Annotated in this window: 19 protein-coding genes; 7 read left to right on the top strand and 12 right to left on the bottom strand. The window is 52.6% G+C overall.

The window, feature by feature from the left end; translation table 11 throughout:
* Positions 1–40 precede the first annotated feature (40 nt).
* The 6 genes from GTQ41_RS28445 to GTQ41_RS28420 all read right to left on the bottom strand — a co-directional run bounded on the left by GTQ41_RS28445 (position 41) and on the right by GTQ41_RS28420 (position 4874).
* Positions 41–508 carry a DUF411 domain-containing protein gene (locus GTQ41_RS28445; protein ID WP_042561924.1) on the bottom strand — a complete coding sequence of 156 codons (468 nt, stop codon included), beginning with the start codon at positions 506–508 and terminating at the stop codon, positions 41–43.
* On the bottom strand, positions 498–1313 hold the full coding sequence (locus GTQ41_RS28440; protein ID WP_080963326.1) for a cytochrome c: 816 nt from the start codon (positions 1311–1313) through the stop codon (positions 498–500). Before GTQ41_RS28440 ends, GTQ41_RS28445 begins: the two co-directional genes overlap by 11 nt.
* A 9-nt stretch (positions 1314–1322) precedes the next feature.
* The gene (locus tag GTQ41_RS28435; protein ID WP_042556880.1) at positions 1323–2297 is read right to left on the bottom strand and encodes a copper resistance protein B; all 975 of its coding nucleotides are present in this window, start codon (positions 2295–2297) and stop codon (positions 1323–1325) included.
* Positions 2269–2517: a hypothetical protein gene (locus GTQ41_RS28430; protein ID WP_176393382.1), complete on the bottom strand. Its 249-nt coding sequence runs from the start codon at positions 2515–2517 to the stop codon at positions 2269–2271. Before GTQ41_RS28430 ends, GTQ41_RS28435 begins: the two co-directional genes overlap by 29 nt.
* 12 nt (positions 2518–2529) lie before the next feature.
* Positions 2530–4491: a copper resistance system multicopper oxidase gene (locus GTQ41_RS28425; RefSeq protein WP_042556879.1), complete on the bottom strand. Its 1962-nt coding sequence runs from the start codon at positions 4489–4491 to the stop codon at positions 2530–2532.
* Positions 4492–4667: 176 nt separating this feature from the next.
* Positions 4668–4874, bottom strand: coding sequence for a co-regulatory protein PtrA N-terminal domain-containing protein (locus GTQ41_RS28420; protein WP_042556878.1), 207 nt, complete (start codon positions 4872–4874; stop codon positions 4668–4670).
* Positions 4875–5224: 350 nt separating this feature from the next.
* On the opposite strand from GTQ41_RS28420, the gene flgB reads away from it, so the two are divergent.
* A complete protein-coding gene (gene flgB / locus GTQ41_RS28415; protein WP_042556877.1) occupies positions 5225–5638 on the top strand; it encodes a flagellar basal body rod protein FlgB in 414 nt (137 codons plus the stop codon).
* 115 nt (positions 5639–5753) lie between these two features.
* On the opposite strand, the gene GTQ41_RS28410 is transcribed toward flgB, so the two are convergent.
* Both GTQ41_RS28410 and GTQ41_RS28405 read right to left on the bottom strand, forming a co-directional pair.
* Positions 5754–5954 carry a heavy-metal-associated domain-containing protein gene (locus GTQ41_RS28410; protein ID WP_080895979.1) on the bottom strand — a complete coding sequence of 67 codons (201 nt, stop codon included), beginning with the start codon at positions 5952–5954 and terminating at the stop codon, positions 5754–5756.
* A gap of 6 nt (positions 5955–5960) precedes the next feature.
* Entirely contained in the window at positions 5961–6173 is a 213-nt protein-coding gene (locus GTQ41_RS28405; RefSeq protein ID WP_140396035.1) for a hypothetical protein, read from the bottom strand.
* Between the two features lie 139 nt (positions 6174–6312).
* Between GTQ41_RS28405 and GTQ41_RS28400 the strand changes: the two genes are divergently transcribed.
* From GTQ41_RS28400 to GTQ41_RS28385, 4 genes are read left to right on the top strand one after another with little or no spacing between them, the layout of a single operon-like run.
* A complete protein-coding gene (locus GTQ41_RS28400) occupies positions 6313–6588 on the top strand; it encodes a metal/formaldehyde-sensitive transcriptional repressor (RefSeq protein ID WP_042556876.1) in 276 nt (91 codons plus the stop codon).
* Between the two features lie 20 nt (positions 6589–6608).
* Complete coding sequence (gene dmeF, locus GTQ41_RS28395) at positions 6609–7538, top strand: CDF family Co(II)/Ni(II) efflux transporter DmeF (RefSeq protein ID WP_047297385.1); 930 nt, start codon at positions 6609–6611, stop codon at positions 7536–7538.
* A 39-nt stretch (positions 7539–7577) separates the two neighbouring features.
* Positions 7578–7958, top strand: a complete 381-nt coding sequence (locus GTQ41_RS28390) for a hypothetical protein (RefSeq protein WP_042556874.1) — start codon at positions 7578–7580, stop codon at positions 7956–7958.
* The gene (locus tag GTQ41_RS28385; protein ID WP_080895978.1) at positions 7951–8115 is read left to right on the top strand and encodes a DUF1289 domain-containing protein; all 165 of its coding nucleotides are present in this window, start codon (positions 7951–7953) and stop codon (positions 8113–8115) included. The genes GTQ41_RS28390 and GTQ41_RS28385 overlap by 8 nt, the downstream gene beginning before the upstream one ends.
* 166 nt (positions 8116–8281) lie before the next feature.
* Here the strand turns inward: GTQ41_RS28385 and GTQ41_RS28380 are convergent, their stop codons facing one another.
* The 4 genes from GTQ41_RS28380 to GTQ41_RS28365 form a co-directional block, all read right to left on the bottom strand.
* Positions 8282–10639 (bottom strand): heavy metal translocating P-type ATPase, encoded by a 2358-nt coding sequence (locus GTQ41_RS28380; protein ID WP_080895977.1) that lies wholly within the window; start codon positions 10637–10639, stop codon positions 8282–8284.
* Between the two features lie 2 nt (positions 10640–10641).
* Complete coding sequence (locus GTQ41_RS28375; RefSeq protein WP_080895976.1) at positions 10642–10893, bottom strand: DUF2933 domain-containing protein; 252 nt, start codon at positions 10891–10893, stop codon at positions 10642–10644.
* A gap of 79 nt (positions 10894–10972) precedes the next feature.
* Complete coding sequence (locus tag GTQ41_RS28370; RefSeq protein ID WP_042556872.1) at positions 10973–11509, bottom strand: plastocyanin/azurin family copper-binding protein; 537 nt, start codon at positions 11507–11509, stop codon at positions 10973–10975.
* Between the two features lie 167 nt (positions 11510–11676).
* Positions 11677–12030 (bottom strand): co-regulatory protein PtrA N-terminal domain-containing protein, encoded by a 354-nt coding sequence (locus tag GTQ41_RS28365; protein WP_042556871.1) that lies wholly within the window; start codon positions 12028–12030, stop codon positions 11677–11679.
* 204 nt (positions 12031–12234) lie between these two features.
* On the opposite strand from GTQ41_RS28365, the gene GTQ41_RS28360 reads away from it, so the two are divergent.
* Positions 12235–12924 carry a heavy metal response regulator transcription factor gene (locus GTQ41_RS28360; protein ID WP_042556870.1) on the top strand — a complete coding sequence of 230 codons (690 nt, stop codon included), beginning with the start codon at positions 12235–12237 and terminating at the stop codon, positions 12922–12924.
* Positions 12921–14309: a heavy metal sensor histidine kinase gene (locus tag GTQ41_RS28355; protein ID WP_042556869.1), complete on the top strand. Its 1389-nt coding sequence runs from the start codon at positions 12921–12923 to the stop codon at positions 14307–14309. Before GTQ41_RS28360 ends, GTQ41_RS28355 begins: the two co-directional genes overlap by 4 nt.
* Positions 14310–14527: the final 218 nt, after the last annotated feature.

Raw genomic sequence — 14527 nt, 5'->3', positions numbered from 1 at the left:
TATGTCGCTAACCACGCAGGGACAGGATTGAGGGGCCAGATTAGTTTCCGGGGTATTCAGCAATGACCTGGTCTGCGCCTGCTTTGGACAAACCGATTACCTGGTAAGCATCATGTTTTCCGTTGACTTCCATGCCCGGGGATCCAGCCGGCATGCCAGGAACGGCGATCCCGAGAAGGTCGTCACGTTTGCTCATCGCAATGATTTGCTCGGCGGGCACGTGACCTTCAACAAACTTTCCATTGATCATTGCTGTGTGGCAGGACGAGAGTCGTGGAGCAACACCGAGATCCTGCTTGACCGCGCTCATGTTGGTTTCTACATGATCAACGACGGTGAAGCCGTTAGCTTCAAGGTGCTGGATCCACTTCTTGCAGCATCCACAGTTAGCGTCACGATGGACGTCGATCGTCAGCGACTCTGCTGCATGACCAGCTGAACTGATAAACAGAGCCGCAAATGCAGCGAGGCGAAGTGCCCGACCGGGACGAAGAAAGTTATTTCGCATGGGTATGTTCCTTCCCATCAGCGTGGGTATGAGTTTTTGGCTGAGTGGCCGGAGTTGCAGGGGCGTCATGTGAAGCCTCCACAACCTGAGGATGGGCGTGTTCGGTACTTTCATCCTGAGAAGGCGCTTCGGCCGCCTCATGGGCATGAGCGCTGTTTCTCTCGCCATGATGGTCGCCTGCTTCGGCTATTTCTTCGCCTGTACCCGCATCATGATGCCCCGCGACAGCGCCTTTTTGGCCCTCATGCTGGCCTTCATGGTTATGCATTTTGCTCTCGCCGCCACCGTGTTGATGACCACCGCTGCTGGTTGCGAGAGCTTTGTATTGCTCTGCATCCATTGAAGGCAGCTGCTGGAGAAATGCGACCATTCCCCATATGTAGGGATCGGCCATGCTTTTACCCCAAGCGGGCATGCCTGTGGATTTGATTCCATGCTTGATGATCCAGAAAGCTGCGGCAGGGTTTCCATCAACGCCCAGTTTTGAAAGATTCGGAGGTGCGGGGTAAAGGCTATTACTTAACTCGGTTCCTTCAATACCCGGAGCGAGATGGCAACCGATGCACATAGAGTTGTAGTTGCCAGCACCTGCGCGGATTAGAGCTTCTTCGCTCAGGTCGGGGACTTTAATGTCGCGTGAGCGCACTTCGATCGAGCGATCCCGAGCGGTGGAAAGTAGCGCGTAAACGGGATCGGAGTGTGGTTCATCCGCCCCAACATTGATCACACCAAAATAAACCACGCCGGCACCTGTTATTGCGGCAACCACCCCGGCAGCAGTCAATGTTTTCAACGTTCTTTTCATGTCAGGCTCTTAAAACCACATCCGAATACCGGCGACAAATCGCGCCTCGTTCGCATGCTCTCCTTCATCGCTGGCCAGGTCTGCCGTATTGCCGTAGGAGCGGCTCCAGCTAACCCCAATGTAAGGGGCAAATTGGCGAACAATCTCATAACGCAATCGGAGCCCTACTTCGGTGTTTGCCAATCCAGACCCAATGCCGCGTTGAGGATCATTTTTTCCGTAAAAATTGGCTTCGGCCGTTGGCTGCAAGATCAGGCGATTGGTCAGCAGAATGTCGTAGTCGCCTTCCAATCTAGCAGCGGTTTGACCGTTCTCACCGATATAGGCAGTCGCTTCGGCTTCAAAGTTATAGAGGGCCATGCCCTGAATACCGAGCGCTCCCCAAGTTTGTGGTGATCCGGGCTTGAAGTCTTGTCGTACGCCGGTGACGACATCCCACCATGGACCGATGGAGTGCCCCCAAAGGGCTGAGAGTTCAGCGTTTTCCGTTACGCCATTGGTACGTTCGCCTTCCGAACGCAACCACAGTCGGTCAACGTCACCGCCGATCCATCCTTTTGCATCCCAGGCCAACGCACTACCGTTGTCAGCATCCTGGTACTCAAACTTATCCAGCAGCATGAAGGAGTTGACCTTCTTGTCGTGAACGCCATGACCAGCCACATCAGGGAACGCGGCTGCACGGTCAGCGTCGGTCAGTACAGGGATTGGAGTTCGGCTGGTGGTGGTAGCCCCTCCATCCATACTTTCCATACCGTCCATTGCTCCATTGTCCATGCTCATCTTGCTGTGATCCATTGCCCCCATCTTGCTATGGTCCATAGCTCCCATCGAGCCGCGATCCATCTTGGAGTGATCCATCTCTTCTGCCGCCTGGGCCATGAAAGAGAAAGCAGGACTGGTAGAGACTGCCAGTGCCATCAACGTTGGACGTAAAAACTTACTGGTCATGATCTCAATCTGCCTTTTTGGTTTTTTGGTCATGACCCATCGACTCATGGCTCATCTTGCTGTGATCCATTGATCCGTGATCGGGCTTTGATTCTTTTGTCGCAGTTGCAGGCTTGCTCGTTGGCTCCGCAGGAGTAGCAGGTGAATGAACACTACTATCCTCGACTGCCAGCGCCACGGACGAGAGTCCACCCATCAAGCCGACGGCAAAGAGGCAACCGACCAGCGATTTACGATTTAGGTATGTGCTCACAGATCGTCTCCTTTACTCATCAACCCGTACTTCACGGAACATGCCCATTTCCATATGGAAAAGCAGGTGGCAGTGATAGGCCCAGCGACCTAAGGCATCGGCGGTGACTCGATAGCTGCGCTTGGTACCTGGTGGCATGTCGATTGTGTGCTTGCGCACCATGAACTTGCCGTTTTCATCTTCAAGGTCGCTCCACATTCCGTGAAGGTGAATGGGGTGCGTCATCATGGTGTCGTTTACCAAGGTGATGCGAAGACGCTCCCCATACTTGAGACGAAGGGGCTCAGCGTCAGAAAATTTGATGCCGTTGAAGGACCAGGAAAACTTTTCCATGTGACCGGTCAGATGTAGCTCAATGGTGCGATTGGGCTCGCGGCCATCAGGGTCCTCGAAAGTGCTTTTCAGGTCTGAATAGGTGAGGACTCGACGACCATTGTTCCGCAAACCGATGCCTGGATCGTTTAGCTTTGGCGTCGGGGTCATGGCTTGCATATCAACCAAGGGGTTGTTGGTTTCGGAGGCTGGGTGAGTCTGCATTTCTCCACCCATACCGCCCATGCCAGCCATCTTGCTGTGGTCCATACCGGCCATGTTGGACATATCGCCTTTGTCCATGCCCGCCATCTTGCTATGGTCCATGCCAGCCATGTTGGCCATGTCGCCTTTGTCCATACCAGCCATCTTGCTGTGATCCATACCAGCCATGCTAGTCATATCACCGCCGTCCATGCCGGTCATCCCGGTCATGTCACTTTGGTCCATGCCCGCCATCTTGCTGTGATCCATGCCAGCCATGCCGGACATGTCGCCGCTGCCCATACCAGCCATGCTGCCATGGTCCATACCAGCCATACCGCCCATTCCCATGTCATCCATGGACAAAAGAGGCCTAGGGTCGATCGCAGGCACTTGTGCCTTTAATCCTTCGCGAACTGCGAGGGTTCCGCGTGCATACCCGGTTCTGTCCATAGACTGGGCGAAGATGGTGTAAGCCTCTTCACTGGCGGGCTCAACTATCACGTCATACGTTTCAGCTACGGCGATGCGGAATTCGTCGACGCTGACCGGTTTGACGTGTTGGCCGTCGGCGGCCACAACGGTCATTTTCAAGCCAGGAATTCGAACGTCGAAATAGCTCATCGCCGAGCCGTTAATAAAACGAAGGCGCAGCTTCTCACCTGGTTTGAAAATACCGGTCCAGTTACCGTTGGGCGCCTGGCCATTCATGAGGTAGGTGTAAGTATCTCCACTGACGTCTGCGAGGTCAGTGGGGTTCATTTTCATTTCTGCCCACATCTTTCGGTCGGCTACGGTAGATGACCAGCCTTGCTTGCTGACATCGTCGATGAAATCGCCAACGGTACGTTTGTGGTGGTTGTAGTAGTCAGATTGCTTCTTAAGCTTCGCCATGACGCGACTAGGATCTTCATCGGTCCAGTCAGTCAACATCACCACGTAGTCGCGGTTGTATTGAAAAGGTTCAGGTTCTTTCGAGTCGATAACGATTGGCCCGTAAACGCCTGCCTGCTCCTGTAAGCCCGAGTGGCTGTGATACCAATACGTACCGTTCTGATGGATCTTGAATTTGTACTCGTACATACCGTCGGGTGCGATGCCATGGAAGCTTAATCCGGGTACGCCGTCCATATTGGCCGGCAGGATGATCCCGTGCCAATGGATGGAAGTGTCCTGGTCCAAACGATTTTTCACACGCAGTGTGACTGTCTCTCCTTCGCGCCAACGCAGCAAGGGTCCTGGCAATGATCCATTGATGGTCATGGCCGTGCGCGGCGAGCCGGTGATGTTTACAGGGGTTTCACCAATAAACAGATCAAATTCGTTGCCGGTGAGGACGCTCGGCAAGCCTGGACTGGTCACTGCCCATACAGGAGTGCGCCACAGACCAAGGCCGCCAAGGATGCCACCGGCGGCCAGGCCTTTAACGAATGTCCGTCTAGAGGTTTTGGAATGCATGCCGTTTATTTCCAATCAGTCAAAAGGGAGCCGTTCAAAACAACCCGTGAGTTGGCAAGATGAGCTTCGCTTACCGTTAAAAAGACGAATTTTTACAGCAAGCGAGCTCAGAAATTGCCACATCTAAACCACCTTAGTGATTACATTTCTGTCAGGTTGGCCGCGTGCCTAATCGTTCAGCAGTTTTTATGATCCATCGCTTTCGCTTTGCTCTCAGCGACAGGCGGTTGAGAGCTCTGCGTTTGAGCTACCTGGTACGATTCCATCGAATTATTTTTGGCCAATTCCATACGTGCGAAAGTCCGATCACCACCGCCCTCAGCCATAGCCAAAGATGAAATGCTCAGAGCAGCGATGACGAACAAGGATTTGATAGTGTTCATTTGGGGTTTCCTCAGATCAGTACTGGCCGCCCCTGAATCCAATCGTGCATTGATTCGTAGCGGGTGAGCATTAGGCTCAATAGGACTATAAGGGTCATCCGCTGTCGGGAAGCTTAGGCCAATATTACAGTTGCGTCAGGTTGTGATATTTCTCTTGAAGAACATCGTATTTAGTCCTTAAGGTCTCGGTCTTCCAGCGCGCATCGATATTACTCACCAATAATATCAACGGGCGAACCTTTGTAGGTTTTCGTTACTCAAGGTGACTATGTCTTTGAACCTCTATTGGTCGGAGATGTGAATCCGGAGGTATCGCGTAGTAAATAAGTGAGCTTGTTGAGGATTATTGCTTGAGTATTAGTTTCGAAAAAGCGGTCGGCGTAGCGGAAAGAGCTTTGAATCTTCGTAGCCAAAGAGCCGAAATCCTGAGTAACAACATCGCAAATGCTGATACGCCGAACTACAAGGCTCGAGATTTAGATTTTTCTACTGTGCTCGCCCGCGAAATAGAAAAAACACCTGCCACTCTATTTTCTTTGGAAACAACAAATGTAAAACACATTGCCGGAATAGAATCCGTAAGCGATATTTATGGAATTAGTTTGCTTTACAGTACACCGGCTCAACCTGCCATTGACCAAAATACTGTCGATCAGCAGGTTGAGGTCGCAAAGTACACAGAAAATGGAATACGTTTCGACGCCGCTTTTACTCGGTTGAATGGAGCATTCAAAGGTTTGCTCAAAGCTCTGCGAGGTGATTAGTAGCGCAGGGGCTTGCGAGCGGTAATTGTGGTCGACGCTGCTATGGTATCCCTGAATGTTCACCAAGTGGATCCCCCCTGCAACGGGCGTCTGACCAGGGGCAGCTGTCAGCGCTTCAAGCGCTGATCTGGCAAGGAAAACCTACCGCCTCGACAGCTTTACGAATCTGCTCTGGGCTTTCGCTGCTTTCAACTCTCACCTTACCGGCTGACCGATCCACGGAAACCGTAGCTTCGTTATCCATTGACTGAATCGCCTTGGTGATTTTGCTGACGCAACTGCCGCAACCAATGCCGGAAACATTTAAAACGAACATGGTTTTTTACCTCTCAAGCTGAGCGGTTTCTTTTCGCCGCACCAACAGCATCGACGTTGACACGATGGCAAGGTCAACAGTTATCTGTTTCGGGTTGTGACCGTCATTGTGATGGGTAGTTGGGCAGACTTGACCACTCGTTTGCATTTGACCTGACCAACCATTTGCAGCGTATTCGACTTTGGCCATCGCCGGCAGAGAACGGTTAGAGGCGGACATTACAGCTCCTCTCGCTCCTCGCTCGCACTTGAGGCCTCTTTTCTGCCAGGGACTGTAGATGCTCTCTCCGCTCTATGATCTTGCATAGGCATAGGGGGTATGCCTATCATGCGCAATACATAGGTAGGGGGGGTATCCCATGGGCCATATTGCAGCAAACAAAGAAAATCTTCTCAAACGCGTAAAACGCATAGCCGGACAAATCCAAGCCGTTGAACGAGCATTGGAATCGGATCTCGATTGCGCAAAAACATTACACCTTGTTGCTGCCACTCGCGGAGCAATCAACGGCTTAATGGAGGAAATCATCGAGGACCACGCGCGGGAGCATGTCGCGAACCCTGCGCTCAGCGAAGAAGAGCGTAACAGGGGCGTCGAAGAGCTTCTTGAAGCCATTCGCCGTTACGCTAAGTGAACGCATCTAGGTACACACTCATGAGCAACACCAACATCAATTACACACACGACCACGTGTTCCTTGGCTCAGCGCACGACGAAAATGCCAAGCGTACGCTTTGGGTTGTGGCACTGACGGTGCTGATGATGGTCGGCGAGATCACCGCCGGCTATATTACGGGTTCGATGGCGTTACTGGCCGATGGCTTCCACATGGCAACCCATGCCGGCGCATTAGGCATCGCGGCGGCCGCTTACGGATATGCAAAACGCCATGCTTCCAGCGAGCGCTACAGTTTCGGTACCGGAAAGGTTGGAGACTTGGGCGGATTCGCCTCGGCACTGGTTCTCGGTATGGTCTCCCTGGGAATTGGCATTGAGTCTGTCATGCGCCTCTTGCAGCCAACGGAAGTTCAGTTCGGCACCGCTACGCTCATCGCGATTACCGGTTTGATTGTCAACATTGTCAGTGCGTTGTTGCTGGGCCACGGGCACAGTCATGAGCACGACCATGATGATCATGCCCATGCCCATGCCCATGCCCGTCACGGGAACGACAACAACCTGAAATCTGCGTACGTCCACGTTATCGCGGACGCGCTCACTTCAGTTCTGGCCATTGCGGCACTGCTCGCCGGGCGTTATCTCGGTTGGGTTTGGCTGGATCCGGTCATGGGTATCATCGGCGCCATTGTTATCGCGCGTTGGGCCTGGACCTTGATGGGGGGCACCGCAGGTGTGCTGCTGGATCAGACAGATGCGCACGTTGCCGAGGAAATCCGCGAACTGGTTGAGAAGCCGGGGGATGCCATCATCACTGACTTGCATGTCTGGCGGATTGGGCCGCAAGCCCATGCGGCCATCGTCAGCGTCGTTGGTAAGGCCACTGCGAACGCCGACAGCATTCGTGAACGTCTCAAGCCGGTTCACGAAGTCAGCCATCTGACGGTCGAGTTTCGACCGGCCTGATTCAGAGCCTGCCCTCCATTGTCTCCAAAGGAACCCGCAATGCCACCAGGGAAACGCGAACTGGCGCGGATAGAACGCCGGTTGATTACCAGGCTCACCGAAGCGTGTGAAACAGCAAAAGGTGAAATCAAAGGCTTTATCTGGCTCACCCATACCGCTGACCTCAACGCGCTGGCTGAAACCCTGAAGGTCATCTGGGTATTCGAAACCTTGGCGGATAGAAAGCTCGCCTTGTTTGACGCGAAGGCGCGCATCTTTGAGCTGACGGCTATCGCGTTGAAGGAGGCCGACATCGTCCTGACCCCTTCAGACCACAGCGTCCACTTCGACTCTGAGGAGGAGTGTCAGCGAACTCACGGAGGTTACTGGAACACCCGCCTGACTCAATACGTGTGTCCAAAGGTGGCTGACAATGGCTAAAGAAATCGAGAATCCCTGCATCTCAGTTTGTCAACTCAGTGGTGATCTGTGTATGAGCTGTGGGCGAAGCAAGGAAGACATCAGAAAATGGAAACGCATGAAGCGGCCTGAAAAAATGGCCGCTGTGCAAAGGGCGAGTGTGCGCTTGAAGGACTGAAGAAAACACATGGGTAGTCCCTTGCCCAGATTTACCGCTTTGGGTCGTTATGAGCCCCTCAGCTTTGATGTCTGGTTGGTCAAATTCTCAATCACAGATCAGTCAAATGCGAATGACTGGTCAGGTTCTATGCAAACGCATGGCAAGTGCGCTGCAATTTTGAAGTTCAGTCAATTCGGGTATTCCTCAGTCTCAATGCATTGAAAACTACAGATGCAGAACTGACGCTCATGGCTATGGCAGCGATCATTGGCGACAAGAGGTGTCCCGTCAGTGGATAGAGCAAGCCTGCGGCAAGGGGGATACCCATCGAGTTGTAAAGAAAGGCGAAACCCAAGTTTTGCCGCATGTTTTTTACTGTTGCGACCGAAAGAGCCCTTGCTCGCAAAATCCCCATCAGGTCGCCTTTTACTAGCGTGAGTTGCGCGCTATTCATCGCAACGTCAGTCCCTGTCCCCATGGCAATGCCCACATCTGCTCGCGCCAGGGCTGGTGCATCGTTGATACCGTCACCGGCCATGGCGACCTTCCGGCCGTTTTGCTGAAGGTCTGCGACCAGACGCTCCTTGTCCTGAGGTTTCACTTCACCGTGGACTTCTTCAATCCCCATCTCCCTGGCGACAGCCCGAGCGGTGGTGAGCCCGTCGCCAGTAGCCATGATGATTTTGATGTCATCAGCCTTGAGCTTGGTGACTGCTTCTTTGGAGGTCGGCTTAATCGGATCTGATACTGCCAACAACCCTGCCAATACCCCGTCGACTGCGAGGTAGATGATGCTGATGCCGTCAAGTCGCAACAACTCTGCACGCTTTTGTAGGGGCTTGGTGCTGACACCTGCGGCTTCCATCAACGCGGTGTTCCCCAGTTGGATCTTCTTGCCATCAACGATGCCACTGACCCCGATACCTGAACCAGACTCAAAGGATCCTGGCTTGGTGAGCTTAATGTTCTCGGTTCGGGCGTGATCGACGATTGCATGAGCCAAGGGATGTTCGCTGCCCTGATCAAGGCTGGCAGCAAGCTGAAGAACATCGTGGGGATTGAAACTGGGTGTGGCCTCCACACTGTGAAACACTGGCCGTCCCTCTGTCAGGGTGCCTGTCTTATCGACAATCAGTGTGTCGATCTTGCATAGGTTTTCGATGGCACTGGCATCCCTGAACAGCACGCCCATGCTGGCTGCTTTACCTGTCGAAACCATGATCGACATGGGCGTAGCAAGACCCAACGCACAGGGGCAAGCGATGATCAGCACGGCGACAGCGTTGATCAGACCAAACACCCAGCTGGGCTCAGGGCCAAAAAGCCCCCAACCAACAAATGTCAGTATCGCAATCGCGATAACACCCATCACAAAGTAGCCGGCAATCGAGTCGGCCATTCGTTGCATTGGTGCTTTGGATCGCTGAGCCCGAGCGACCATCTGTACGATCTGTGACAGCATGGTCTCGGCGCCGACCTTCTGCGCCTCCATTACTAAGCTCCCATGTGTATTGAGCGTGGCACCGATCAGACTATCTCCAGCTCTCTTCATTACCGGCACTGGTTCGCCAGTAAGCATGGACTCATCCACCGCACTTTCACCTTCCAGTACTGAGCCATCAACTGGAACCTTTTCACCGGGTCTGACCCGTAGATGGTCTCCAAGGTGGACATGGGTGAGAGGAATGTCTTCTTCCTGTCCATCGGTATTGATCCGGCGTGCTGTCTTGGGCGACAGGCCGAGAAGGGACTTGATGGCGGCGGAGGTTTGCGATCGTGCTTTGAGCTCAAGAATCTGCCCAAGCAAGGTGAGTGAGATGATGACCGCTGCGGCTTCGAAGTAGACGCCGATGCGTCCATCTTGCATGAAGGTGGCCGGAAAGCTTTGAGGTAAGAGCGTTGCCATGACGCTGTAAAGGTATGCTGCGGCGGTACCCAACCCAATCAGTGTCCACATATTTGGGCTGCGATTTCTAATAGATGCTATGCCTCTGACAAAAAAAGGCCAACCTGCCCACAAGGTCACCGGTGTCGCCAGAGCCAGCTCGATCCAGTTTTGGATCGGGCCATGGAAAAGTTGTAACGTGTGTCCCGCCATGGCGAGCAAGGTCACTATCACGGTTAATGGCAGCGACCACCAAAAGCGGCGGGCGAAATCCCGGAGTTCAGGATTTTCTTCTTCATCGAGCGCGGGTATGACCGGCTCTAATGTCATGCCACATTTAGGGCAGTTGCCGGGTCCGGGCTGGCGTATTTCCGGGTGCATCGGACAGGTAAACTCAGTGCCTGTTTGTACCGCAGGCTCTGGAGTGGTGACGCGGGACTCGGCGCTCGAAACATTACTGCTGAAGCGTTCAGGATCAGCTCGAAACTTCTCCTGGCATTTCAGGCTACAGAATTGATACTTCTGTCCCTGATAAGACTCACCAAATTTACTTGATGAAGTGACTGCCATTCCGCACACCGGGTCACGTAGATCATCGTCATTTAGCGGAGCAGCATGGGCGTGACTGTGGTCGTGGTGGCTCGATATGTTAGGCATGTCTATTTCCCTTCTTTGTCCTTGTGGGTTGCTGCCTGATCGCCATGGCTATGTCCGCCATGGCTATGTCCAAAAAAATGCATTAATGGACAGATCAACAGAATCAGATAAGGCCAAAATGGATAAACGTGGCTGAAATGCTCCCGCAACACGTAGAAGGCACCAATCGCAATGAGCATGATTAGGACAACGCCTGTTTTGCGCCTCCAATATGGTGCGGTGGTGTTTCCATCCAGGCGCTGATGGTTACTCATGATCTAAGCCTCACTGTGTACTCTGCAACAGAGCGTAGCCAACTCCTGTGTCGAAGCGGTGGGAGAAGCCGGCTTAGGCTTATTTCAGGTCAAACTGACCGACCATTCCCGATTGGTAATGTCCGGGCACATTGCAGGCAAACTGAAGGCCTGTGCTGTTGTTGAAGGTCCAGATCAGCTCTTGGGTTGCGCCAGGCTCAATCAGGACGCTGTTCGGGTCGTTGTGCTCCATTCCGACCATCTTCATTCCACCCATGCTGTGGCTCATACCGCTCATCGTTTTTCCGGTACCGGTGGGGTTAAGCGTCCCGTTCTGGAACATGCTTGCCATTTCTTTTTGGTGTGCTGCATGAGCAGAGGCTTTGCCGATGTTGAACTCGTGCAGCAGCGAACCATCATTGCGAAGGACAAATCGAATGGTTTCACCAGGCTTAACGTCGATGCTTTCAGGTTTGAAGAAAATATCGCCCATCTCGACCTCCACCGTACGAGTAACCTGAGAGGCGACTCCAGGCTGGCCGATGTCCTCTTTCCCATGCCCTGCGCTGGCCATAGCCGTAGCACCGAAGAGGAGAGTGATTGCTGCGATGACAGGGGTAACGAGCTTAGCTTTCATAGTGACCTCGAGAGTAAGAGGAGTGGGAGCACTGGCTATGCTAAAGACATGGAGCTGCCAGTTAACTGACCTGAACACTACATTTCTGTCAGTTTTCAAAAAAGCACGGCGTCCAAATGACGCCGTATTTAACGTTACTGTTCAAAAAGCCCATTGGAAGCCGGTTTTCACTGATGATTCTCTGAAAGCATCAATTTGTGCTCGCGCTGCATTTGGTTCAAAACGTCATCGACGATTTTGTCGTGCTTTTCCATCCAGGCGAGGTGCTGCTGAGGAGACATTGAGGCGTCTGGATGATCTTTATGGAGTTGGCTCATGAGCTCTCCCAGCATCTTCATATGCTCAGTCATGTGGACATGACGCTGACCTTCAGGAGCGTTTTCAGCTTGTATCAGGACAGCTTCTGCCTTGTTGCGCAGACCCTCCATACGCTCTATAACCCGGTCTCCGCCACTTTCAGCCCATACAGAAGCTGAGACGAGTATTGAGCTCACAAAAAACAGAATTTTCAGGCGATTCATGGGGCAACTCCTTATGGAATTGTTTTCCGGCTCCTAAACGTTTCATGCTGAAGAGTCGGTCGAGCACTAGGAAGTACTCATGCTTGAACCCTAGACAGCGCTCGCTGACATCTACCTGAAGCCAATATTACTTTTCTGTCAGTTGCTGGTTGGCTGCCGGTTTTCGTTGCAGACTCCGCTTCATCACTATCAGAGAACGACCTCATGAGACTTCTTGTCGCTGAAGACGAACCAAAAATAGGTATCTATTTGCAGCAAGGACTCACCGAGGCGGGGTTCAATGTTGATCGTTTTACTAATGGAAAAGAGGCGCTTCAGCACGCTTTGAGCGAAGCGTATGACCTGTTGATTCTCGACGTCATGATGCCTGGATTGGATGGCTGGGAAGTTCTGCAGAAGGTTCGCGCTTCCGGGAAAGACGTCCCCGTACTCTTTCTCACAGCGAGAGACCGCGTTGAAGATCGAGTTAAAGGACTTGAACTCGGCGCAGATGACTACCTGATCAAACCCTTCGCATTTTCTGAATTGCTTGCTCGAGTCAGAACGTTGCTGCGTCGCGGTAACAGCGCGCCTTCGCAAACCTACATGAAATTGGCTGATCTGGAGGTGGACCTACTCAAGCGTCGGGCCATTCGTGCAGGTAAGCGCATCGACCTTACGGCCAAAGAGTTTGCGTTGCTTGAGCTGTTGCTGCGACGTCGTGGGGAGGTGCTGCCAAAGTCACTTATCGCTTCCCAGGTTTGGGATATGAACTTCGATAGCGACACCAACGTTATCGAGGTTGCGGTTAGACGGTTGAGGGCCAAGATAGATGACGACTTTGAGGTCAAGTTGATTCATACCTCGAGGGGAATGGGTTACATGCTAGACGCGCCTGATTCGGAGTCGGAATGAATCGGATGTCCCTGACAACTCGCATGAGTCTGATGTTCATGCTCGCGGTAACGGCCGTGCTTACGGTCGCCGGACTTAGTTTCAACAACCTCAGTCGGCATCACTTTAAGATGCTGGATCAGCAGGCATTGAACGAAAAGCTCCACTCGACCCAGAGAATTTTGTCCGGGTTGAACACCATCGATCAATTCAGCGAATTTAAGCCTGAGCTGGAAGCGCTGCTGGGTGCTCACCGGGATTTGACGGCCCTAATAATCGATGGTGAAGGCAAGCTGCTGTTCGCAGATCCCGGTCCGGTAGATATTCCGAAGGAGTTCCGCACAACCACAAACAACAACGTCTGGGAGTGGCGGGAGCAAGAGCAGATGTTCCGTGGCGTGACAGCACAAGCCGTTGTGACGGGGCAAGACAAGCCGTTGACAGTCATTTTGATCTTTGACGTTACTCAGCATATGTCCTTTTTCGAGACGCTTGAGCGCTGGTTTTGGATAGGGCTGGTAATTAGCGCGCTGGTCAGTGCGGCGCTTGGCTGGATGGTAGCAAGCAGTGGCATGCGGCCTATTCGCCAGGTCACGCGGGTCGCCGCCTCTATGTCAGCAAAATCACTAAAAGAGCGCATCCCTTTAGCGCCTGTTCCTAAAGAACTTCAGCAAATGGTGCTGTCCTTTAACGCAATGCTGTCCAGACTCGACGATGCATTTGTCCGGTTATCGAATTTTTCCGCAGACATTGCCCACGAACTACGGACTCCTGTAAGCAACTTGATGACCCACACCGAAGTCGTGCTTTCAAGAAAAAGGAATATAGAAGACTACGAAGACAACCTGTACTCAAATCTTGATGACTTGAAGCGTATGAGTCGGATGATTGATGACATGCTATTTCTGGCGAAGTCAGACAATGGTCTGATCACCCACGAGAACAAACCAATAGATTTGGTGGAAGTCGTGGAGAAACTGCTTGAATACTACCGTCTTTTGGCAGATGAGCGAGGGATAGAACTGAAGGTTTCAGGAAGGGGCAGCGTCCGAGGCGATGTCCTTATGCTCCACAGAGCTATATCTAACCTGCTCTCTAATGCGCTTCGCTACACCTCGGAAGGGAAGATGATCAGTGTCGAAATCCTCCAGAAGGAGATGTCGGTATTGGTCGTCGTGGAGAACCAGGGTGAACCCATTGCCCCCGAACATCTTGAAAAGCTCTTCGATCGTTTTTATCGCGTGGACCCAGCGCGCAGGGAAGGAAGCCCAAGCAACGCAGGGCTAGGTTTGTCGATTACCCGATCAATTATTGAGGCGCATGATGGCAAAATCTGGTGTACGTCATGTGACGGTAAAACGGCCTTTCATCTCGAGTTTCCTAGTGTTGACTTGCAGGTCAGCTGAGCAATGCCGCATTTGTGATCAACGGCGTTAGCGCGACTTGGGCCTGCATCCAGTTTCGTAATTTTTTGAATGAGTGAATACCCCAGTATTTGCGGCGTGCGGTCTCGTTTCTAAGACTTGCGACCTTCGCCAATTCGATCCCAAACAGCGTGTCAAGCTGACTGAAATGTAATCGAACAGTTTGCGTTCGTGTGGCATCGTGTTCTTGCACTGTGACG

It is taken from the genome of Pseudomonas sp. AN-B15, from assembly GCF_019056475.1.
Lineage (GTDB): Bacteria > Pseudomonadota > Gammaproteobacteria > Pseudomonadales > Pseudomonadaceae > Aquipseudomonas > Aquipseudomonas parakoreensis.
This window is presented reverse-complemented; position numbering and strand designations above follow the sequence as displayed.

Excerpts from the sequence above, each read along its gene's own strand:
- GTQ41_RS28360 (WP_042556870.1), top strand. The coding sequence starts at position 12,235 with ATGAGACTTCTTGTCGCTGAAGACGAACCAAAAATAGGTATCTATTTG.
- GTQ41_RS28400 (WP_042556876.1), top strand. The coding sequence starts at position 6,313 with ATGGGCCATATTGCAGCAAACAAAGAAAATCTTCTCAAACGCGTAAAA.
- GTQ41_RS28385 (WP_080895978.1), top strand. The coding sequence starts at position 7,951 with ATGGCTAAAGAAATCGAGAATCCCTGCATCTCAGTTTGTCAACTCAGT.
- GTQ41_RS28405 (WP_140396035.1), bottom strand. The coding sequence starts at position 6,173 with ATGTCCGCCTCTAACCGTTCTCTGCCGGCGATGGCCAAAGTCGAATAC.
- GTQ41_RS28370 (WP_042556872.1), bottom strand. The coding sequence starts at position 11,509 with ATGAAAGCTAAGCTCGTTACCCCTGTCATCGCAGCAATCACTCTCCTC.
- GTQ41_RS28445 (WP_042561924.1), bottom strand. The coding sequence starts at position 508 with ATGCGAAATAACTTTCTTCGTCCCGGTCGGGCACTTCGCCTCGCTGCA.
- GTQ41_RS28440 (WP_080963326.1), bottom strand. The coding sequence starts at position 1,313 with ATGAAAAGAACGTTGAAAACATTGACTGCTGCCGGGGTGGTTGCCGCA.
- GTQ41_RS28375 (WP_080895976.1), bottom strand. The coding sequence starts at position 10,893 with ATGAGTAACCATCAGCGCCTGGATGGAAACACCACCGCACCATATTGG.
- GTQ41_RS28390 (WP_042556874.1), top strand. The coding sequence starts at position 7,578 with ATGCCACCAGGGAAACGCGAACTGGCGCGGATAGAACGCCGGTTGATT.
- GTQ41_RS28435 (WP_042556880.1), bottom strand. The coding sequence starts at position 2,297 with ATGACCAAAAAACCAAAAAGGCAGATTGAGATCATGACCAGTAAGTTT.
- GTQ41_RS28420 (WP_042556878.1), bottom strand. The coding sequence starts at position 4,874 with ATGAACACTATCAAATCCTTGTTCGTCATCGCTGCTCTGAGCATTTCA.
- GTQ41_RS28355 (WP_042556869.1), top strand. The coding sequence starts at position 12,921 with ATGAATCGGATGTCCCTGACAACTCGCATGAGTCTGATGTTCATGCTC.
- GTQ41_RS28425 (WP_042556879.1), bottom strand. The coding sequence starts at position 4,491 with ATGCATTCCAAAACCTCTAGACGGACATTCGTTAAAGGCCTGGCCGCC.
- GTQ41_RS28410 (WP_080895979.1), bottom strand. The coding sequence starts at position 5,954 with ATGTTCGTTTTAAATGTTTCCGGCATTGGTTGCGGCAGTTGCGTCAGC.
- dmeF (WP_047297385.1), top strand. The coding sequence starts at position 6,609 with ATGAGCAACACCAACATCAATTACACACACGACCACGTGTTCCTTGGC.
- GTQ41_RS28380 (WP_080895977.1), bottom strand. The coding sequence starts at position 10,639 with ATGCCTAACATATCGAGCCACCACGACCACAGTCACGCCCATGCTGCT.
- GTQ41_RS28365 (WP_042556871.1), bottom strand. The coding sequence starts at position 12,030 with ATGAATCGCCTGAAAATTCTGTTTTTTGTGAGCTCAATACTCGTCTCA.